Source organism: Halioglobus maricola (assembly GCF_009388985.1).
Lineage (GTDB): Bacteria > Pseudomonadota > Gammaproteobacteria > Pseudomonadales > Halieaceae > Halioglobus > Halioglobus maricola.
This window is the reverse complement of record NZ_CP036422.1, coordinates 382,154-402,988: the sequence shown is the minus strand read 5'-3', so window position 1 is coordinate 402,988 and position 20,835 is coordinate 382,154. Positions and strand designations below refer to the sequence as shown.

The window sequence follows — 20,835 nt, the reverse complement described above, 5'->3', positions numbered from 1 at the left end:
GAAATTTGCTAGTATTGCTCGCCTAAATATCACTCGGGATCCGTCATGAAGAACGTTGGTTTCGCTTGCACTACAATTTTTCCCGATGCGCCGGCGGTGAAGCACAATATCTCTCATTGGCTAGACGCCGGATTCGGCCCTATGTCATTTGCCATGGACAGAAAATCAGGAGAGCTGGACGCAACACACCCGGATGTAGATATAGTTTCTTTCGGTAGCGAGCCGCGCTCTACCTATGAACGGCTGTGCCCCTGGGACAGTTACTCTCGGAAGAACCTGAGCTTCGCCAGACTCTCGAATATGTCTATCGACTATATTTTTGAGACCGACGATGACAATTTCCTCTATCCCGAAAAGCTGCGACAACTGGAGTCAAGTATTGCACCCTTGTTTAGTTCTCTCGGCGAGCTCGCAAAGTCTGACCAGTCCAACGTTTTTCAATCTATATATGATGTCCCAAACAACATCTGGGCTAGAGGATACCCTCTTCAATGGCTGGAAGAACCGGACCAACCAGCCAACGGATCTGAATCGTGTGAAACTGCCGGTGTAATCCAGTTTCTGGTCGATGGAAACCCTGATGTGGATGCCATCTACAGGCTGGTCTTTGGTAATGATATAGATCTTAGTAGCGACGGACTGGAAAGCCCAACATACATCTTCAAGCGGTTTCATCCGTTTAATTCTCAAGCCACAATGTGGCCTCGATGCTATTTTCCCCTAATGTATTTACCTTCGTCTTGCGAGTTCAGGATGACGGATATATATCGGGGATACATTGCGCAATACATTCTATATCATCATTCGAGTGCGGTTGTTTATTCCCCCGCCCTCGTTCGCCAAGAGAGAAATGAACATCGGATATACCGAGACTTCTTCGGAGAACATACTGGTTATGTAGAGGTTCTTACCTTACTGGAGACTCTGAATAATCTCGATCTGGCAGCAGATTCTTCGCCGGCGGAGAGTATACGCACAGCCTATGCACGCTTGACGGAAGTCGGTATTTTTGACAAGACCGAGCTGATTCTTTTGGATGCTTATCTGGAGTCACTCGCATGAAAATTGTCTGGTGCGAACAATCTGGAATACTTGAGTCCAGGTCGGAGTTCAGGCAAATGTTGAACGCCGCCAAGATCGAGTATTTTCGATTGAACTGGAAACATGGCATGGACGATCCGGAAGCGAACGTACCATGCGAAAGCAGTAAGCTAAGCTGGAGTAAGGGGCGCGATCATCTTTATAGCCATGTGAAAAACCTGGTTTCTGACGATGACTATATCGTTATGGCAGACGATGACATACATATACATACGGGTACAGCAGGTCTTAAAGCGCTTAAAGACGCACTCAAACAATACCGGCCTCCACTTGCTGTGCCATATTCTACTAACTGGCATCACGCCACCGATATGGAGGTAAGGCGTAACACTAACACTGAACAGCCTTTCGGCATTTTCGCCGCCGACCTTGAGGTACAAGTATTTCGCGGCGATTTTGCCAAACAGGTATTTCCTGCCATCTACGACGGTGGTGGGGGCACATACTGGTACGCATATTTTTTCTGCGCTTTGAAATCAGGCTACGGCGCGCTTTGTATTCCAAAACTACACATCGCGAACACTCGTCACAGTACTGAAGATGGCGATTATGGCGGGGAATTCATCAAAGCGGGAAGCAAATTGTGGAATGATGCGAGAAGCATTATTCCCAATAAAGTATGGCGGCAATACGAAGAACTCGGCTCAAAGCAGCTTTCCACTATCCGAGCGACAAACTCCCGATATGCACGCAGACCTCTTCCTTTGTTCTTTGGAAAATTGGGCGCAAATAAAAAAATGGATCGTTTTAGAGCCGAGCGAACGTGACTGACACGACGAAGACTGTGGGAGAATCCCAAGCTGCCTCTTCGCCAGGACAGAGTTAACGCATACGACGCTCGTATTTGGGACCGCCAGAAATTACTAAACTCCAATAGAGAACAGTTCGTGGTCAGTCGGCAAGAAAATGCAGTCGTAGTGAGTAGGACGAGCTATCTGGGGGGAAACAAAATTATAGAGCTCAAACCCCTTGCTCGATAACAGGGCTATCAATTCAGAGAAACGATAACTCTCTTGAAAACGCTTCCGAATGCTGGATTCACACACTAAAAACTGGATATTTTCCCGATAATTGTCCAAGCCAGAGATGACCTGGCACTCATGGCCTTCTGTATCGATTTTCAACCCAATCTTATCTGTGGGAGCTTCCGCTTCAATCAATTGATCCAGAGTTATCAGGCTGACTTCATGCTTTCCCGCGCTCTGATGTGGCGCCTTCGCGCTCCACTCGTTTAGCGACGACCGAGGCCCCCTGAGATCTAGAACGGCTTTCCCTGGTGAGCCGCTGAGACCAACTTCAATAAACTTGTAGCTCTCAGGTGGAGAATGAAGCATCTCCTCACCTCCAGGGTGCGGATCAACCAGTAGAAACTTCGCTTTAGGAAATGACTTGTATAGCCAGTCAGTTCCTCTTTGGACGCCCACATCGATAACGCAGTCAACCTCAAGTTCGAGGCTACCGAAAAAATCGGGTTTGCAGAACCCATCATTCGGATCCAACGTAATACCAAATCGACCAGCAGGCATAGGTTTGCCAGCTAAAGCCCCAGCAGCGGAACGCCATTTCCTGCGCATACGTCTCACAAATTTAACACTCATGGCCGAAGTTCTCCCATCGGATACAAAATCCGCCCCAAAATGACCAACACTGGTTTATTGTGATGACGGACGAACTTCACCGGACTTTCGATATACTCATCATACTTGGCTGCCCCCCAGAACTTGAGAATTAGACGGGACACATAGGGCGTCAGGAGTGCCCTCCACTTTAGAAACCCGTAAACGGACCCCTGAGAATAAAAATAGGGGATTAGTGTGCGTAACACACGCGAGCCGGTTTCTGCCTGAAGCCTGCCCACGTTCGAATCGAACAACAGCAATTCTTCCGCAGACAACCGATCTCTGTAATATCTTCGGATCAGCCGTTTCAACTGGCGTCGCCAACTGAAGTACCCCAGGTTGAAAACAGGTTCATCATCTAGCGAGTGTGAAGGCATCTCAAAAGATAGAACATCGCTACTCTTACTTGTTGCTTCTGTATATGCGTCAAGAATAGCTTCCGCTTCTTCAGAGGTAACTTTCAAAGGCACCAGGTCAGATTGCGCTCGTTCTTTGATGACGGCAGGGTACAGCGGTCCTGTGGCTTCTTTCAGGTAGGCCTCGGCGATATATGCGTTACCCTTATCTATAGCCTGTTCAAGATCGACAGGAAGGCTTTTCAAGAATTCATTCCGAGAATCCGAAGCATCCAAGTGCGCTAATTTAGCTTCCACCCTATCTATGAAATCAAAGTAAGTCTCAGCCGAAGAATATGAGAATCTGTTCAACGCCCTAATGAGAGGAAGATGCCTGGAAGAAATGACCGCTTTGTTGTGCTGGAGCTCTGGTGGACGCTCAAACCCGGCAGCGTCTTCCAGGCCAATTGAAGAAAAGAAATCCTCTACCAAATCCCCGCCAAGCAAATATTCCTTGCTGTAGCGACGAACCACCACATTTTCCCGTCCGACAAAACGCGCCCATGAATCCAACTTTTTGTCGTACACGAGTCGACTACGAGTAATGTCTTGATCTATCCAATCTGAGAAAGAGTCACTGACTTTACCTATAGCGCCACCCGCGACAAATTCGGCGTATTGAGAGCGTGCCCATTCTTCCTGCTGCCGGAGGTAGGCAACTACCGTGACGTCAAACCCACTAAAATAGTCGAGTAGAACTCCGGGCCTCTGCATAAGGAAAAAGGCTTCCGAAGACAACACAACCGATTCAATTTTCTTGCCCGTTATGGCCTCGCCGGCAAGAATTCTATCCCGCAGGCTATAGTCCCTTTTGTGGGCGGCATGAATAAATTCTGAATGCCCCGCCTGTTTATGCGGACGACTGCTCTGCCAAAATTGTCCAAACTCAGGGAACCAAATTCCGCGATTCAGCAATTCCGCCCGATTGAGATCACAGAAATGCTGCAGATAGGTGCTTCCTGTCTTCGTGGAGCCAATATGCAAAATGATACGTGGCCTGATCGCTGCGTCGCCGGCATTGAAATCGTAAGTCAGCCTCTTCTGCGAGTACTTACTGAAGTGATTGGCAGACCAGGCGAGTGCGACTTCGGGCCCTTTAATCAATTCGTACATCTCACGCGCCGAAAAGGTCTCTCCCGCCAGAACCCTGTCCACCTGATGCCACAGCCCGCTGGAAGCCAGTGCCAGCAGCAATTGATATTCATAGCCCGCAAAACGAATCTTACTTACATTATAAGCGTCAGCGCTCATCTCCTCCGGTGAGAATAAAGAAGAAGACAGGAGAGTTTGCACTTTAGCCAGTTGATCGGATTTTTCGCTCGCTGGCAGGCTTTGAAGAGTCTCCCAGTACCAACCGTAGAACAACGCATGCACTATCTGGGTGGAAACCATGGCCTTTGCCGGCTTTAGTTCGACACCGGCCGCGCTTAGCGCTTCCATGGTCTCCCGATAGTTCTGAAGTTGAAATTGTAAGTCGCGGGCTTTTTTAACCCTCCTCGCAGTTGAGTCTCTTCGAACTCGATAGACAATAGCAGGGACATGGGAATCAGCTATTTTGGCCGCACTCAGTAACGACCTTGTCAAGAACGGTCGTTCTTCCCACTGTGGAGTAGAAAATTCGATCTCGTTATCCAACAAAAATTCACGGCGATATAGAAACGTCCAAAAATGTCGGTTCTGGAACAAGAAGGGAGAATCTTCAATACGGGTTTCCGAAAAAGGTGCATTGAAAAATTCCTCGCATGCATCATCTCGCTTGCCTACAAAACGCCCTGACCCGTCTTCCAGAGCTTCGTAAGCCTTACGCATACGTACCATATCGGCTTCTGTTTCAGCTGCTTTCCGATAGACCGATTCCAGCACACTGCTATTCAGAAGATAATCATCAGAATCCAGAAAAAACACGTAGTCGCCAAGCGACATTGCTATTCCCTGATTTCTCGCAAACCCCTGCCCGATGTTTTCCTTGAGATCTACACAGCGAACCCGCTTGTCATGGGCGGCGTAGCGCTGAATCAGTGTCAGGGTGCCGTCGCTGGAACCGTCATTGAGGACGATGATCTCAATCGCTACCAATGTTTGTTCCAGCAGAGAATCCAGAGTCTGCCCAAGAAAGGACTGCGCATTGTAGGCTGGCACAATAACCGACACTCGAACGGGGTTATGACTGTCAGGCAAGTCCGGGCGTGTCTCCATAGATCTGTATCGAGTTATGTAGTCCAACGCCTCCTCAATCTGGCACTCGCCGTCAGAGAGTGGCGTAAAGTAGTGCGTATACCAAATATAGGTGTAATGGAAAAGTTCAGTGAGACTGCGCTGACGTTGCCTGTGTGGCACTGACTGTCGATCGTCAGTCAAGCCCCAGCCGGAGTAAAACGGCGCGCCAAAACACACGACCGGCTTGCCTGCCAAAAGGGCTTCAAGGCCCACGCCGCTCGTCGCCACATATACCTTCTCAACCATCTCAAATAGAGAGAATGGGTTAATCGGCTGGCGGAAAAAATAGACATTCTCGAAGTCCCTAAGGCCGCTGTAATAACCCGCCCGAGTGTCCTTTTCGTAGATACTGTCAGGGTGGGTTTTTACAATCACATCGGCATCGGGATTTTCTTTAATCGCCGCAAGCAGCATTTCCTCGAATACAGAGTCCTCAGCCAAGCCATAGTGAGTCGATGAATCACCGTATGACTGGTCGATCACAAGTACCTTGCGCTTCCCAGGCTCGCCGATTACCGCACGGTAATCAGGCTGTGAGTTGTACTTCGATATTTTCTCCGACACGAGTTTGTTTATGACCGCATCAGCACGAGCAAACTCATGAGCATCGGGCTTCGATGTTGAGTTCAGTTTTCTCGTGAGGCGGTTCTCGTATTCCGACATATAGTAGAATGCAAGATCGTCAAACATATAGGCGAGGCAGGCGAATTCGATCTTTTGCTCACGAAACGAATGGCTCCAACTCGCTGCCGAAGCGACAAACCCTTGCTCAAAAAATAGAACATTATCGTCGGGCTCAAAGTTATCGAGGATTCTCTCAGTGCCCACATGCGGATCAAGTTTTTCGTTGTCTACAGGCGCCCTGGGTATCGCGGCCCACTCACTGGACATCGCTTGCTCCGAATCGAAGCCAACGCTAGCCGGGAAAAGCTTCCTCAGGTTTGCAGGGTAACCTTGAGAGAAGTTTCTGCTTATATATCCAAAGGTGATACTCGAGCTGGCTATACTCGAAACAAATTCTCTTATATCAAGCTCCGGACGCGAGGTCTGGCGAGCATCTACGATGCTTTTGAATCTCGAATAAATTTTGTCGTGTAACACAGTCATATCACTAACCTAGCAACTCTTCCCTATAGTCATCCAGCCCGCCTTCAAGGGCCGCTTTCAGCTTCCTTTCTTCCGGTGTCAGGTCATCTCCGCTGCGGAGCCTATGCCCTCTTTCGTCACAGACCTCGCGCAAAAACGTCTCCCATTGATCGAATACGACTCTATTCGAGTAAAGTGATTCATAGCGCAGCTTGCCAGCGGCGCCAGTTCTTTCCCGCAACTCAACATTGCCCATTAGCGAAGACAAGGCACCAGCCAGATTTCCACACTTATCTTCACTTCCAACCAGCAGGCCAGTTTCACCGGAGACAATCTGGGTATTCACCCCCTCACAATCGGCGAAACCGACAGCGGGAAGTCCATGCGCCATGGCCTCCGTTAAGGTGAGGCCAAAGCCTTCAGTTTCGCTCGGCAAAACGAATATCGATGCCGACTCATACAGCGGGTAGACCTGATCAGTCTTACCTAGAAATTCAACGTGCTCAGATACACCCAATTTTGACGCTTGCCTGACTAACTCCTGCTCCTGCTCCCCATAGCCCGCAATAACTAGATTCCATTCAGGGTACAGATCAGCCACCTTTGCAAATGCATCGATAAGCACGTCGACTTGTTTCCGTGGGACAAGGCGAGCAACCGTGAGCACCTGCTTCTGTCTTTCGGACCTTTGCTGAATCAGGTCTTCCCCATGAATAGTGTTACCTATCGACACCGCCCGCTCCCTCAAGTGAGTGGGAATAGTTTCGATGAACTCTGGCAACAACACATGGATACGATTCGCACCCTCGAAGATAATTTCGCGCTCACGTTTGCCAAAACGACCAATCTTTCTAGGGTATTCTGGATTGATGTGCTCAGAGAGAACAACGGGAACATCAAGGCGCCACGCATAATAGACATAGCGGAAGAACTCCCTGTTCATATGCAGGCCAACTATCAGGTCCGGGCGGTCTACCTGTAACTCCAATAGCGTCTGCAGCGTCGAGCTGTCGTCCCTGGCTTCTGGGACGCGGCGGATGGCAATCGAACCGTCCAACTGCCACTGACTCTCCCGCCACAAATCATCAAAGGTGTATATAAAAACGCTGTGGCCACGGGCAGCCATACCACTGGCGATCAATGAACCGATGCTTTCGGTTCCTCCTCGGCCCTGGGTGAGCCAAGGAACAAAAAAGACTATTCTCATATGTGTTTCATCGCCAGATATAACCCACCGCAGGGCTTATGTTCAATTTCTATCAAAGTCACCTTGGAGAAACGGTGAAACCGGCTTTCGCAGGCGTGAAGATAGAGAAGGCCCGCTACTATGGAAGCGACTGGGCAATACCGATACTATAACCAAATTCAGGCCCCTAATCTCGCAATTAAGCGACCAAAGAGGCATTCATGAACGCCGCTGATTCCAACACCGACCAAGGTATCGACAACTCATCAGAATGTTAGGTCTCAGTAGAAACTATTTCAAAGTCCGCCTCAGGGGCCTGAGGCTAAAATTTACATTCTGGTATGCGGTTAAGAAGCAACCATTTTACCGCCGATGGCGTCCTTCGGACATCGGGTTCTTGTACTTTCAGCACCCCGTCATCACGCCCTTCCTGGTCAACATAAGCAAGCGTCTTCAGCTCCCCATCCACTTCCTGCAGCCTGGAGAAGACTGCACCCCCTACCGTAAAATCATTATCCCCAACGGAATGTGGCCGGAAATCCGGGCAGCCACTGAGGCAATCCCTCTCCATAAGCGAGTCTACTGCGAGGTAGGGTTTTTCCCTCAGAACAAGAATGTCTATTTCGACGATGTCGGTGTACATGGACGGTCTTCGGTACGGCAGGCCAACTTGCACCCACTCAAGGCCAATGAAGCAGAGAAGCTAGCAAAGTTCAGGGAATTCTACACAGCACACAATTTCATCAAAGTGCGCTGGGATACCGTAGTGGACCAGAACACCAAGGCAGCCACCGATCAGGTGGTTGGCCAGTCAGATTTCATCTTTGTGCCTCTGCAGCTAGAAACCGATACGGCGTTCGAACTATGCCCATTTGATGACAACCAGCAAATGATTGATGCGATTGAAGGTTTTTTACCCGGCGAAAAAATCATATTCAAGCTCCACCCTCTGGACAAAAACACCCGGAACACAGTGGCTGACAAGAACATCTTGCTGGCACCTGAAAATCGCGATCTTCGCTTCCTGCTCATTCATGCAAAATCAGTTATCAGCAGCAATTCCACGGTTATGCTGGAAGCCCTTCTCTACGGCAAGAAATGCGCCTCTCTGGGCACCGGGTTTAATACTGGGCACCACGTCTCACTGGAGTGCCAAGACGACACTTCACGCCTCACAGAGCTCAATGAGTGGGAAGCTGACACCGACAAAGTGGATCAATTTCTCTATTTCCTGCTCACTAAGCAGATCAGCACCAATTTTTGGGAGACAAACGAGGAGACAGACAAACTTGTTCAATGGCTTAAGCAGTATCAAGTGCTTCCAAAAGGCTATCAATCTTGAGCAGGTCAACTAACGATCCAGGGGTGGAACCGCGAAAGTGAGAAGCCCGCCGCGCCAAATTCTTCTTCACGTCGGGCCGCATAAGACTGGCTCCACCTCTATTCAACATACGCTGTTTAAGAACCGGAAAGTACTCAATGCATTCGGCATTCGTTATCTTGGAATTGGTCCGGAGCACGGTGACATCTACTCTGCCTTCATGGACGAGCCCTGGAATTGGCACCGAAATCGGCGCCATGGATTAGGGAAAACGAGCACACGACTGCTTCGTCGCCTAACTCTGTACAGAATGCACCGGGAGCTCAGCACAGCAAATGGTGCCACCGTAGTGATTTCGGCTGAGCAAATTAGCATGCTCCCTGAATCCAACCTGAGAGAACTCAAAGTGTTCCTGGGTCAGTATGCGCCGGTTTCTGCGGCGTATTTCTGCCGCGAGATTCATAGTTGGATGGACTCCAATACCGCGCAGGCGGCGCGTTCAGGCCTGATTACCGAACCCACCAGCTACGCAACCGCAGCAAGACGCTACTTCGACTATCCCAGAAAATTAACTCGCGTTTTTGGCATCGATAGCACTCGATTTATCAAGTTTGAAGATGCTGCAAAGGCAGGACTAACAAGCACTTTCCTACGGGAATTTTCCCTGCCGGACCTCGAGGCTATGGGGCTCCCAGAGGAGCGGCGCAACCCATCACTATCGGCTCGAGCCGTGGAGTGCCTGCTCCTGCTGAATAAATTGTATCCCCTGCATGCGAATGTCCGCCCCCGCTCGCTGCAGAAGTCAATTGAGGCGCTCCCTGGAGAAAAGTATCGCAGCAGCGAACTGAGCCCAGAGGAGATCGCACATTTCAACAGAAACGCCGAGAAACTCGCCAGAGAGCTAGGTCATAGGATATACGATTTATTGCCGGCGAAGAGCGAGACAAGCCAACGCGAGGGCTCCCAGCGACCTGAGGTCGGCGCCACCGAGACAGAACTACAGAAATTACTGGACGAGGCACGCTCCAAAGAAGGTCCTCTGCAAATTACCTCACGGCTTGCAGCCCAATGGCGCCGTATCAAACTGCTGTTCCAAAGGATCACCTAGCGTTCCGCCGGAACACGCTGATTTACCTTCAGACTTATAGCCGGAGAAGCTGGCCAGTGGTAAAATTTTGCACACTTACCTCCCTAAGCTATTGTTAGCAAAGGAAACTATTCAACAATGAAATCTCGAGGCCACTTGCGCGAACACTCGGAGCTACTGCTCTGGCTCATGCGAGTGACCGATGTGGCTGTCTCGCTCGGCTTCTGTGCACTCGGATATGCAATTGTCTTTGGGCCATCATCAGGGCCACCCAACGTACTTTACTATCAAATCGCTGTACTTTTCTCCATTCTACTGCAGCTCGTGGGATTCCATGCATTCGACCTCTATCGAACATGGCGAGGCGAGGACTACATGCAGGAATTTGTCTCCCTTCTGCTTGCCTGGACCACCATATTCGCAGTTCTAATCATTCTCTCTGTCATTACAAAGACATCTGCCTCTTTCTCACGGGCGTGGCTGCTTATCTGGTATTTCGGCGGCGCTGGCGGGTTGATATGTCTTCGATTTTCGTTGCGCAGTGTCCTCCGGCGGATGCGGGCGAAGGGATATAACCTCAGACACGTGGTCATTCTCGCCAGCGGCGATGTAGGCGAGCGAGTTCTGGACCAACTGCGGGCATCTCCCGAAGCAGGGTTCAACGTCGCAGGCTATTTCGCGTCCTCTCCGACCACCCAGGCCCCCGACAAAGCGCAACAGGGCGACATCGCTAGCGGGCTGCAGTATGTGCGCTCCCACCATGTCGACCAGATCTGGCTGGCGATGCCGTTTAAGGAAGAAGAGCTCATTAAAGAGGTGATGGAACAGTTACGCGATGCGACAGCAGATGTTCGATTGATTCCGGACCTATTCGGCTTTCGCCTGATCAACCACTCCATTAGCACGGTTGCAAATATTTCGGTGATAAACCTTTCAGTAACCCCAATGGACGGCGTGAATCGCTGGATAAAGGCGATAGAGGACAAAGTCATTTCATCTCTCTTGCTGCTGGTTCTCAGCCCTCTTCTTCTCTTTATTGCCTTGGCGGTAAAAATAAGCAGCCCGGGCCCGGTGCTGTATCACCAGGAGCGGGTTAGCTGGAATAATCGCCGTTTCAACATGTATAAGTTTCGCACAATGCCCGTCAATGTTGAGGCCGATTCAGGGCCGGTCTGGGCATCCAGCGGAGAGCAACGAGCTACTGTCATTGGTGGCTTTCTTCGCAAAACCTCTCTCGATGAACTACCTCAGTTCTGGAACGTACTGAAGGGAGATATGTCGATAGTTGGGCCGCGTCCCGAGCGACCAGTGTTTGTTGAGCAGTTCAAGGACGAAGTACCACGCTACATGCAAAAACACATGGTCAAGGCAGGAATCACTGGCTGGGCCCAGATCAACGGCTGGCGAGGCAATACAGACCTCGAAAAACGTATCGAACACGATCTGTACTACATCGACAACTGGTCTCTCTGGCTAGACCTCAAAATCATACTGATGACAGCCTTCAAGGGCTTTGTGCACAAAAATGCCTACTAGAAAAACGATAGGTAGAGACCATCCAATGGAAACAATCGCAGTAGTTGGCGCAGGATTTTCAGGCGCCGTCATTGCCCGGCAGCTTGCCGAGCACGGATATCGAGTAAAGGTCGTTGACGCCAGGCCGCATCTCGCAGGCAATTGCCACACAGAGCGAGATGACAAGACAGGCGTGATGGTCCACCGCTACGGACCCCATATATTTCACACCGATAATGAGAAAGTGTGGGACTACCTGAACCAGTTCACCGAGTTTATGCCCTTTACCAACAGGGTTAAGACAACCAGCGGCGGTAAAGTTTTCAGCCTTCCGGTTAACCTGCTGACGATTAACCAGTTTTTTGGCAAGACTTTTTCACCGACAGAGGCACGGGAATTTATTGAGACCCAAGCGGATCTCAGCATTGAGAACCCCCAGACTTTCGAGGAACAGGCGCTCAGGTTCGTCGGCAAGGACCTCTACGAAGCGTTCTTCAAGGGGTACACTGAGAAACAGTGGGGATGCTCCCCCACCCAGTTGCCTGCAAGCATTCTCAAGCGCCTCCCGGTACGCTTTAATTACGATGACAATTACTTCTTCCATAAGTACCAGGGTATGCCGAAAGAGGGTTATACAGCTATCGTGGAGAAGATCCTCGATCACCCTGCCATCTCCGTGTCGCTGAACACGCAGTTCAAGCGAAGCGACACCGGCAATTACGACCACGTATTCTACAGCGGGCCGGTTGATGCTTATTTCGACCATCAGTACGGCCGTCTTGGATATCGTACTCTCGACTTTGAAGAAATTCGCGCCGACGGTGACTATCAGGGCTGCGCGGTGATGAACTACGGCGACGCAACAGTGCCATACACCCGGATAACTGAACACAGATATTTCTCCCCTTGGGAAGAGCACACGAAGACCATTTGCTTCGCAGAGTACAGCCGCGAGTGCGGGCCTGATGATATCCCCTATTACCCAATCAGACTCACCGAAGAGCAAGCAATGCTCAGCCAGTACGTCGAACTGGCTCGCGAGGAGCCGGGTGTGAGTTTTGTCGGACGCCTCGGCACATATCGCTACCTGGACATGGACGTGACCATCGCTGAAGCCATGGAGGCTGCGGATCGCTTTTTGAGCCTTCAGCGAGACGAGGCCAAGATCCCCGCCTTTTTTGTAGAGCCGATTTGACATGACCCAGTCTAGAAAACTCGTCGCTGTCATCGTCACATTTAATCGTCTCGAAAAATTGAAGCTGACCCTCGAAAAAACGCTGGAGAACAGCTTTTTCAGAGTAGTGATCGTCAACAACGCATCTACCGACGGCACTGATCTATGGCTGAACAGTGTCGAGGATGATCGTCTAGAGATCATTCACAGTGAGAAGAATCTCGGCGGGGCTGGAGGTTTCAATCTGGGATTTTCCTATGCGGCAAGCAATATCCCAGAGGCCGACTGGCTGGTCTGTTTTGACGACGACGCTTACCCCGAACGAGGGGCGACTGACACTTTTGCCGCTCTGGATATCCCTGATGACGTCGGGTCACTGGCCGCCTCAGTCTACCTGCCGGACGGCAAGCGCATCAGCGAGATGAACAGGCCAAGCATGAATCCCTTTTGGCATTTCAGGGAATTCTTCGGCACCGCTGGAAAAGGTCGCGCCGGGTTTCATGTTGATGATCAGGCCTATGCAAGCAAAGCCCCTCTGGAGGTTGACTCCTCGTCTTTCGTAGGCTGTTTCATCCGGCTGGAAAATATCCGTTCAGGCAAAATAGGCCTACCACGCAGCGAGTTATTTATTTACGCCGACGACATTATCTATGTTCTTGGCTCGCGCTTGGCAGGCTTCCGTCACTGGTTCGTCCCCACTATACGTTTTCGGCACGACTGCGAGACTCTGATCAATCAGCGGGATGTTTACTACCCTCTATGGAAAGTCTTTTACACCTATCGGAATCGACTGGAACTTTTTCGTATTGCTTCAGGCGTCTTCTTCCCATTAGTGCTGCTGATCAAGATTCCAGGCTTTTTCCTTACCTGTCGCCACTACCCGAAGGAAGAACGATCAATATTTCTCCGCCTGACGAGGAATGCTGTCTGGGACGGGCTTAGGCGAAATTTTGAGAAAAAGCACTCGGAAGTCGTTTCGCTGGCAACAGCAGAAGACTGAGAAAACTAACTGGGCCGCAGCGATTTTCGATAGGCGCTAATAACTTCATCTGGGTTACCCTCACCACATATCTTGCCACCATCGATCCAGATCACTCGATCACACAATGCCTTCACTTGTTGGTCTGAATGAGAAACAAAGACCACGGTCTGATTGCCCATAATCCGCTCTTTCATTGCCCTCTCAGCCTTGGCGCGAAATTCGGCGTCACCTACGCTTAGTATTTCATCTACCAGCAAAATATCTACACGCGATAACAATGCGGTGGTGAAACCCAGACGAGACTTCATACCCGAGGAGTAGTTTTTCACTGGCTCTTCAAATGAATCGCCCAGTTCAGAAAACTCCTTGATTTCCTCGAGAAATCCCTCGGCTTCTTCTCGACTGGCACCCTGCAGCATTGCCGAGAGAAGCGCGTTATCCCTACCACTGAGATCAACTTTATGACCCAAACCGATAGTGAGCAATGAAGCCGTCTTGCCCGGACGTTTCCTCACGACCCCACTCGTGGGGGCAAGAATGTCCGCCATAATTCGCAACATGGTAGTTTTACCCACACCATTGCGACCGATAATGCCCAGCGTTTCATTTTCATAGAGCTTGAATGACACGTCATCCAGCACATGGTGAACACCGCTGTCGAAGGTTCCCTTGCTCGAATGAAAGTTCAGGAAAACATTCTGTAACTCGAGCATCAAATTACGCTGTTCTTCCATCATCAGGTCAACACCTTCAATGCTAGATAGTGTGTATAACGCTGCATATAAGCGATCGTCAACACAATCAGCGCAAGACATACGAGAGCAAGAACCAAAAGGTGTGACATATCAGGTGATGCACTATTGAGCAGGACCTGTCGGTGAGCATCAATCATGAACGCCAAAGGGTTGAACGTTAGCAACATCTGCGCCTTTTCCTGGTTAGGAATCTCATGGACGTCCCAAAATATGCCCGAAGTAAACAGCAGGAATGTCATGCCAAGAGGAATAAATTTCATGAAATCTCTGACTATACAAACCAGGCAGGCTCCGATCAGCCCGCAAGCAACAATCAGTAGATACATGCCGAGCATGACGGGAATCATCATGAACCAACTGACACTGGGATAAATACCGAAAACGCCGAGGAGCATAATCAGCAGCAAATACACTGAACCCTGTCTGTACAAGCTCTCCTGTATTGCGGAAAGGGGCCAGATCCATTTGGGCATATTCACTTTACCGATTAAACCCTGGCTAGCCACAATACTCCCGGACGCCTGAATCACAGTTTTCGAAAACCAGATGAAAGCGAACTTGCCAGTGGCAAGAAAGAGTATGAAATCGCCCGACTTGGCGCCATTGTCCAGAATCAGGCTGAAGACAATATAGAAAACACCAACCCACATCAGCGGCTCAAGGAACCACCACATTACTCCCAGCTTGAATTTGGAGGCATCAGCCTTTAACAGCATGCGTGCCTGCACGTTGATTAAGCTGAAGTACTGGAAAACAGTCATGAAAATCTTCACTCGGAACGTTCATTTTCGGAGGCCCGCAGTGTAACAGAATTCACTGGGAGAATGCCTTTTCGCGGTAGTATTTACCCTTCCTCAGAGTACAATGCGCCTATGTCAAAACAGCCTTCAAGCCACCGCCCCCGCAAACGCTTCGGTCAGAACTTCCTTACTGACGAAGGCGTCATCGACCGTATCGCCGGAGCGATCAACCCCCAGCCCGACGACCACATTGTGGAGATCGGGCCCGGCCAGGGCGCTCTGACTGAAACTCTGGCGCCCACAGGATGCCGGCTGGATGTAGTGGAACTGGATCGAGACCTGGTCGCCGGCCTGCTGGCGGCATTCAGCATCTACCCCGGCTTCAAACTACACAGCGCCGATGCACTCAAATTCGATTTCAGCGCACTCCCCGTCGACGGCGAAAAACTGCGGGTGGTCGGCAACCTGCCCTACAATATTTCCACTCCGCTGATTTTTAAGTTGCTGGAAAACGCACCGCTCATTGAAGACATGCATTTCATGCTGCAGCTTGAGGTAGTGCAGCGCCTGGCGGCAGAACCGGGAAGCAAGCACTGGGGTAGACTGGGCATTATGGCCCAATACCATTGCCACATAGACCATCTATTCGACGTGCCGCCCGAGTCCTTCTTCCCTCCCCCCAAGGTTCAGTCCGCCATTGTGAGGCTAGCACCGCGGACAACATCGCCCTGGCCGGATTGTGACGAGGGGCAACTGCGCAAGGTTGTCCAGGCCGCCTTTGCCCAGCGCAGAAAAACCCTGCGCAATAACCTCAAGGGTATTATTGATAGCAATGCGCTAGTCGCCCTGGGTATCGACCCAGGCGCGAGATCAGAAACCCTCGAACTCAGCCACTTTATTGCAATTACCGGCGCTCTCAATGCCTAACATACCTTTCAAGACGTCCCTGATCGGCATCAACGTGGTCACCACCTACCTGCCCTCGCATTCAAGCCCGACCGAGGGGCACTACACCTACGCCTATACCATCACCATCAGCAACGCCAGTGACAGCCCGGTACAACTCTTATCGCGACACTGGCTGATCACCGACGCGAACGATGAGATCCAGGAAGTGCGGGGTGCAGGCGTTGTCGGGGAGCAACCCATCATCCCGCCCGGCGAATCGTTTCGCTATACCAGCGGCGCAACACTGGAGACCGCCATCGGGTATATGGAGGGTAGCTACTTCATGGTTGTACGAGAGCCCATGAACGTCCCGCCAGAAGACTTGCCCACCTTCGAAGTGCCGATTCCCGCATTCACCCTCCACACACCTACAGCGCTGAACTAACGTGGCCACCTACGTCGTTGGCGACATTCAAGGGTGCCTCGAACCCTTGAAGTGCGTGCTGGAGACCGTGAAATTCAATCCTGCGGAAGACGTACTCTGGTCAGCTGGCGATATCGTCAATCGTGGCCCGGACTGCCTGGGCACACTGCGGTTCATGTACGAGATGCGCGACAGCCTGGTAATGGTGCTCGGCAACCACGACCTGCACTTACTGGCTGTCGCCTGCGGTGCACGCCGTCCATCAAAGTCCGACACGCTGGATGAAATCCTGGACGCCCCCGACCGCAACCGGTTAATCGAGTGGCTGATTCACCAGCCGCTCGTGCATCACGAACATGGCTACACCCTGGTCCACGCGGGCATTCCCCCACAGTGGTCGATCAAGAAAGCGCTGAAGCGGGCCCGCGAAGTAGAGGCGACCCTGCGCGGCCCCGATTGCGTCGAATTTCTGCGCAATATGTATGGCAACCAGCCCGCAATCTGGAACAAAAAACTGGAAGGCATGGAGCGGCTTCGCGTCATTACCAATTACCTTACCCGCATGCGCTACTGCACCCGAGAAGGGCACCTCGACCTTGTGAGCAAAGGCCCGGAGCCGCCTTGCGAGGGCAAAAAGGTGTCCGCCTGGTTCGCCCATCCAAAACGGAAGGCCGCTAAAGACAAGATCCTGTTCGGACACTGGGCTTCATTGAATGGCCGCACATGCTCGACCAATGCGATTGGCCTGGACACAGGCTGCGTCTGGGGTGGAACACTGTCACTGTATTGTCTCGACACCAGCGCCTGGACACGCTGCCGGTGCGAGAACGGCCGACCGGTAGCCTGAGGTGGACACCTATCTCGTCGGCGGCGCTGTGCGCGACTCACTACTGGATTACCCGGTGATTGAGCGCGATTGGGTCGTCGTTGGCGCTACGCCACAACAGATGCTGGACCAGGGTTTTCAGCAAGTCGGTAAAGATTTCCCGGTTTTTCTCCACCCGAAAACCAGGGACGAACACGCCCTCGCCCGCACCGAGCGCAAATCCGGCCACGGCTACCACGGCTTCGAAGTACACTGCGATCCGGGTGTAACCCTGGAAGAAGACCTGTTACGCAGGGATCTCACTATTAACGCCATGGCGAAAGCAAGCGATGGCTCGATCATCGACCCCTATGGGGGACAACAGGATATTCAGGCGCGGCTGTTGCGCCACGTCTCCGACGCTTTCGTCGAAGATCCCCTCAGAGTGCTCCGCACCGCCCGCTTCGCCGCCCGCTTCCATCACCTGGGCTTCTCTGTAGCACCGGAAACGCTAGCTTTGATGGCAGATATCGTCGCTCAAGGCGAACTGGCGCATCTCAGCGTAGAGCGCATCTGGGTGGAAATGGATCGCGCGCTGGGTGAACGCAACCCGGAAGTCTTTGTCGAGGTCCTGCGAGAGTGCGGCGCACTGCAAAAGCTACTGCCTGAATTGGACGCCCTGTTTGGCGTACCCCAGACACCAGAACATCACCCGGAAATCGATTCAGGCCTGCATACACTTATGTCATTGCAGCAGGCGGTGAGAATGGACGCTCCCAGGCACGTGCGCTTTGCTGTCCTGGTCCACGACCTTGGTAAGGGCACCACGCCAGAGGCTGAATGGCCGCGCCACATCGCACACGAAAAACGCGGCGTTAAGCTGGTGCGCAACGTCTGCAAGCGCTTCAAGGCGCCGAACCACTACCGGGACCTGGCACTGGCCGTCTGCGAGTATCATTTGCACAGCCATCGCGCACTGGAACTGCGGGGCAAGACCCTGCTCAAGCTCCTTCGCGCAACTAGCGGCCTGCGTCAGGCGGAAAAATGGGAGTTCTTTATTATGGCCTGCGAGGCCGATGCCCGGGGTCGCACCGGTTTCGAGGATCGGGACTACCCACAGGCCGACTACCTGCGGCGAGTTCGCGCTGTGGCGCTTGACGTTTCCGCGGCCGATTTTCCAGACCTGCAGGGGCCTGCCATTGGCGAGGCGATCGCCGAGGAACAGATTCGGCGCCTCGAAAAGCTGCGATCTGAGAATTCCTCGGACTAGTTTATAGCTGAATAATGCTTACAGCTGCCGGCCCCGCCACTCGAAAGCGACCCGTTCAATGCGCTGCGGCCTGTCATAGGCCTCCCACAGCTCGGCATAAGCCCGCCCAGCTTCCGGATGCACCTCTTCCCCCGCCAGATCTGCCAGCGGGCGGAGCACAAAGGCATTCTCCAGAATTTCTCCCCGAGGCAATTCGACGCCGTCCACCATACCGATCACATTGTCATAAGTGAGAATATCGATATCGAGCTGACGCGATGAAAAACGGGACGCCGCCACAGGACGGCCGTGCTCGAACTCAATGTGGCGCAATTGCCCGGCAAGTTCACCGATACTCAGATCGGTCCGCAAGCCTACGACAAGATTAAGGAAAGGCTGCCCCTCGAAGCCAATGGCCTCACTGCTGTAGACCGGCGACACCTGAAGTTCTCCGAAACGCTGGGTCAGGGCATCGAGTCCAGCAACGATATAGCGTTCGCGTTCGATATTGCTGCCAAGGCCAAGATAAACCTGCGGCATCAGCTGCGCTCACCCCGTTCAATAATCACCCCAACGCTCGCCGCCTCGGCCACCGCCCCGGGCTTGGCCAGGCGCAGCCGTAGCCAGCTCACATCGAAATCAGCGAGCACCAGGTCGGCCACACGCTCCGCGAGGGTTTCAATCAACTGGAACTCACTCGCTCGCACATAGGCCAGCACTGCCTTCGAAATAGCGTCGTAATCCACCGCATCCCCGATCGCATCGGTGGCCGCTGCAGCGCGGTTATCCGAGGCCAGCTCGAGGTCGATCACGAGCTTCTGGCGGATGCCGCGCTCCCAGGCATAGACACCTATCACCGCGTCGGTTTCAAGGCCTTCTATATACACAGTATCCATCAGGCGGCCTCGATCGGGGGCAGCTGGTCCATGGGCCAGCGCGGGCGCACTGCCGCGCCGTCATCATCCGCCTGCCCTGCCGCCAGGCGCTGTGCCCCGGCGTAAGCAATCATGGCGCCATTATCGGTGCAGAACTGGGGGGCCGGATAGAACACTTCCGCCCGCTCCTTCGCCAGAGCCTCTTTAAGAGCTGCCCTCAAGCTTAAGTTAGCGCTTACTCCGCCCGCCATCACCAGGGTTTTTAGTCCCTCCTGCTTCAGCGCCCTGCGGCACTTAATCGTCAGCGTTGAAACCACCGCATCTTCAAAGGCACGGGCAATATCTGCCCGGTCCTGCGGGGCCAGCACCCCATCGATTTTGCAGTCATCTACCGTGTTCAGGGTGAAGGTTTTGAGCCCGGAGAAACTGAAATCCAGGCCCGGGCGATTCACCATGGGGCGGGGAAAGTCGAACCTGTCAGAGTCTCCCTCGGCGGCGAGCTTCGCTACCTGTGGCCCACCGGGATAGGGCAGACCCAGCATCTTGGCGACCTTGTCGAAAGCCTCACCCGCTGCGTCGTCCAGGGATTCCCCCAGCAGTTTGTACTCGCCGATACCGTCTACCCGCACCAGTTGGGTATGGCCACCCGACACCAGCAGGGCTACAAAGGGGAATTCGGGATGCTTCTCCTCTAACATGGGCGCCAGCAAATGGCCTTCCATGTGATGGACACCCAGAGCGGGCACACCCCACCCCCAGGCGAGCGAGCGCGCCAGAGTGGCGCCTACCATCAATGCGCCCACCAGGCCCGGGCCGGCGGTATAGGCCACGCCATCGATATCTTTGGCTGTTACGCCGGCCTCTGTCATGACCTCTTCCAGCAGCGGAAGTGTCTTGCGCACATGGTCGCGAGAGGCAAGCTCAGGCACCACGCCGCCGTATTCGACATGGATATCGATCTGGCTAAACAGGGCGTGCGCCAACAGGCCTCGATCGGTGTCGTAGAGCGCCACACCTGTCTCATCGCAGGAGGTTTCCAACCCGAGGATCAGCATTGGTAAATCCTATGTAAATTCATGGGCCGCATGATACTTGATTGGGGGGGCTGATGAGTATAGAATGCGCGCCCTTTTAGGCAATCCCGAACTGATTTTTCGGGGAATGCAACTGACAAACAGACAGGTATAGAGTTAATGCCCCACATCAAGGTCAAGGAAAACGAGCCTTTCGACGTAGCACTGCGTCGCTTCAAGCGTTCCTGCGAAAAAGCCGGTGTTCTGGCTGAAGTACGCAAGCGTGAGCACTACGAGAAGCCCACCACTGTGCGCAAGCGCGCCTCAGCTGCCGCGGTCAAGCGTCACCTGAAGAAGATTTCTCGCGAAAACCGCAAGCGCGTACGCCTGTACTGATCACTCT

20 protein-coding genes are annotated in these 20,835 nt (G+C 52.5%); 12 read left to right on the top strand and 8 right to left on the bottom strand.

Annotation, left to right across the window (positions count from 1 at the left end):
• Positions 1-45: 45 nt before the first annotated feature.
• Both EY643_RS01725 and EY643_RS01720 read left to right on the top strand, forming a co-directional pair.
• On the top strand, positions 46-1,062 hold the full coding sequence (locus EY643_RS01725) for an STELLO glycosyltransferase family protein (protein ID WP_152660586.1): 1,017 nt from the start codon (positions 46-48) through the stop codon (positions 1,060-1,062).
• Positions 1,059-1,868, top strand: coding sequence for a hypothetical protein (locus EY643_RS01720; RefSeq protein WP_152660585.1), 810 nt, complete (start codon positions 1,059-1,061; stop codon positions 1,866-1,868). The genes EY643_RS01725 and EY643_RS01720 overlap by 4 nt, the downstream gene beginning before the upstream one ends.
• Positions 1,869-1,964: 96 nt before the next feature.
• On the opposite strand, the gene EY643_RS01715 is transcribed toward EY643_RS01720, so the two are convergent.
• Genes EY643_RS01715 through EY643_RS01705 form a run of 3 tightly spaced genes read right to left on the bottom strand, consistent with a single transcriptional unit; the run spans position 1,965 to position 7,625 of the window.
• Positions 1,965-2,699 (bottom strand): FkbM family methyltransferase, encoded by a 735-nt coding sequence (locus EY643_RS01715; RefSeq protein ID WP_152660584.1) that lies wholly within the window; start codon positions 2,697-2,699, stop codon positions 1,965-1,967.
• Entirely contained in the window at positions 2,696-6,439 is a 3,744-nt protein-coding gene (locus EY643_RS01710) for a capsular polysaccharide export protein, LipB/KpsS family (RefSeq protein WP_152660583.1), read from the bottom strand. The genes EY643_RS01715 and EY643_RS01710 overlap by 4 nt, the downstream gene beginning before the upstream one ends.
• 4 nt (positions 6,440-6,443) lie before the next feature.
• Positions 6,444-7,625 carry a glycosyltransferase gene (locus EY643_RS01705; protein WP_152660582.1) on the bottom strand — a complete coding sequence of 394 codons (1,182 nt, stop codon included), beginning with the start codon at positions 7,623-7,625 and terminating at the stop codon, positions 6,444-6,446.
• A gap of 250 nt (positions 7,626-7,875) precedes the next feature.
• Here EY643_RS01705 and EY643_RS19625 point away from each other — a divergent pair, with 250 nt between their 5' ends.
• The 5 genes from EY643_RS19625 (at position 7,876) to EY643_RS01680 (ending at position 13,701) form a co-directional block, all read left to right on the top strand.
• The gene (locus tag EY643_RS19625; RefSeq protein ID WP_152660581.1) at positions 7,876-8,946 is read left to right on the top strand and encodes a capsular polysaccharide export protein, LipB/KpsS family; all 1,071 of its coding nucleotides are present in this window, start codon (positions 7,876-7,878) and stop codon (positions 8,944-8,946) included.
• Positions 8,947-9,298: 352 nt separating this feature from the next.
• Positions 9,299-10,033 (top strand): hypothetical protein, encoded by a 735-nt coding sequence (locus tag EY643_RS01695; protein ID WP_152660580.1) that lies wholly within the window; start codon positions 9,299-9,301, stop codon positions 10,031-10,033.
• A 117-nt stretch (positions 10,034-10,150) separates the two neighbouring features.
• Positions 10,151-11,548, top strand: a complete 1,398-nt coding sequence (locus tag EY643_RS01690) for an undecaprenyl-phosphate glucose phosphotransferase (RefSeq protein ID WP_152660579.1) — start codon at positions 10,151-10,153, stop codon at positions 11,546-11,548.
• A gap of 25 nt (positions 11,549-11,573) precedes the next feature.
• The gene (glf, locus tag EY643_RS01685; protein WP_152660578.1) at positions 11,574-12,722 is read left to right on the top strand and encodes a UDP-galactopyranose mutase; all 1,149 of its coding nucleotides are present in this window, start codon (positions 11,574-11,576) and stop codon (positions 12,720-12,722) included.
• A gap of 1 nt (position 12,723) precedes the next feature.
• A complete protein-coding gene (locus tag EY643_RS01680; protein ID WP_152660577.1) occupies positions 12,724-13,701 on the top strand; it encodes a glycosyltransferase in 978 nt (325 codons plus the stop codon).
• A 5-nt stretch (positions 13,702-13,706) separates the two neighbouring features.
• On the opposite strand, the gene EY643_RS01675 is transcribed toward EY643_RS01680, so the two are convergent.
• Both EY643_RS01675 and EY643_RS01670 read right to left on the bottom strand, forming a co-directional pair.
• Positions 13,707-14,420: an ABC transporter ATP-binding protein gene (locus EY643_RS01675; protein WP_240732793.1), complete on the bottom strand. Its 714-nt coding sequence runs from the start codon at positions 14,418-14,420 to the stop codon at positions 13,707-13,709.
• Entirely contained in the window at positions 14,420-15,199 is a 780-nt protein-coding gene (locus tag EY643_RS01670) for an ABC transporter permease (RefSeq protein ID WP_240732792.1), read from the bottom strand. The genes EY643_RS01675 and EY643_RS01670 overlap by 1 nt, the downstream gene beginning before the upstream one ends.
• Before the next feature lie 111 nt (positions 15,200-15,310).
• On the opposite strand from EY643_RS01670, the gene rsmA reads away from it, so the two are divergent.
• The 4 genes from rsmA to EY643_RS01650 are packed head-to-tail and all read left to right on the top strand — an operon-like array spanning position 15,311 to position 18,565.
• Positions 15,311-16,105 carry a 16S rRNA (adenine(1518)-N(6)/adenine(1519)-N(6))-dimethyltransferase RsmA gene (rsmA, locus tag EY643_RS01665; protein ID WP_152660576.1) on the top strand — a complete coding sequence of 265 codons (795 nt, stop codon included), beginning with the start codon at positions 15,311-15,313 and terminating at the stop codon, positions 16,103-16,105.
• Positions 16,098-16,511 carry a Co2+/Mg2+ efflux protein ApaG gene (apaG, locus tag EY643_RS01660; RefSeq protein WP_152660575.1) on the top strand — a complete coding sequence of 138 codons (414 nt, stop codon included), beginning with the start codon at positions 16,098-16,100 and terminating at the stop codon, positions 16,509-16,511. The genes rsmA and apaG overlap by 8 nt, the downstream gene beginning before the upstream one ends.
• Position 16,512: 1 nt before the next feature.
• Positions 16,513-17,337: a symmetrical bis(5'-nucleosyl)-tetraphosphatase gene (locus EY643_RS01655; protein WP_152660574.1), complete on the top strand. Its 825-nt coding sequence runs from the start codon at positions 16,513-16,515 to the stop codon at positions 17,335-17,337.
• 1 nt (position 17,338) lies between these two features.
• Positions 17,339-18,565 carry a multifunctional CCA addition/repair protein gene (locus tag EY643_RS01650; protein WP_152660573.1) on the top strand — a complete coding sequence of 409 codons (1,227 nt, stop codon included), beginning with the start codon at positions 17,339-17,341 and terminating at the stop codon, positions 18,563-18,565.
• Between the two features lie 18 nt (positions 18,566-18,583).
• Here the strand turns inward: EY643_RS01650 and folK are convergent, their stop codons facing one another.
• From folK to tsaD, 3 genes are read right to left on the bottom strand one after another with little or no spacing between them, the layout of a single operon-like run.
• On the bottom strand, positions 18,584-19,084 hold the full coding sequence (folK, locus tag EY643_RS01645) for a 2-amino-4-hydroxy-6-hydroxymethyldihydropteridine diphosphokinase (protein ID WP_152660572.1): 501 nt from the start codon (positions 19,082-19,084) through the stop codon (positions 18,584-18,586).
• Entirely contained in the window at positions 19,084-19,440 is a 357-nt protein-coding gene (gene folB, locus EY643_RS01640; RefSeq protein ID WP_152660571.1) for a dihydroneopterin aldolase, read from the bottom strand. Before folB ends, folK begins: the two co-directional genes overlap by 1 nt.
• Positions 19,440-20,474: a tRNA (adenosine(37)-N6)-threonylcarbamoyltransferase complex transferase subunit TsaD gene (gene tsaD / locus EY643_RS01635; RefSeq protein ID WP_152660570.1), complete on the bottom strand. Its 1,035-nt coding sequence runs from the start codon at positions 20,472-20,474 to the stop codon at positions 19,440-19,442. The genes folB and tsaD overlap by 1 nt, the downstream gene beginning before the upstream one ends.
• 138 nt (positions 20,475-20,612) lie before the next feature.
• Here tsaD and rpsU point away from each other — a divergent pair, with 138 nt between their 5' ends.
• On the top strand, positions 20,613-20,828 hold the full coding sequence (gene rpsU, locus EY643_RS01630; protein ID WP_152660569.1) for a 30S ribosomal protein S21: 216 nt from the start codon (positions 20,613-20,615) through the stop codon (positions 20,826-20,828).
• Positions 20,829-20,835: the final 7 nt, after the last annotated feature.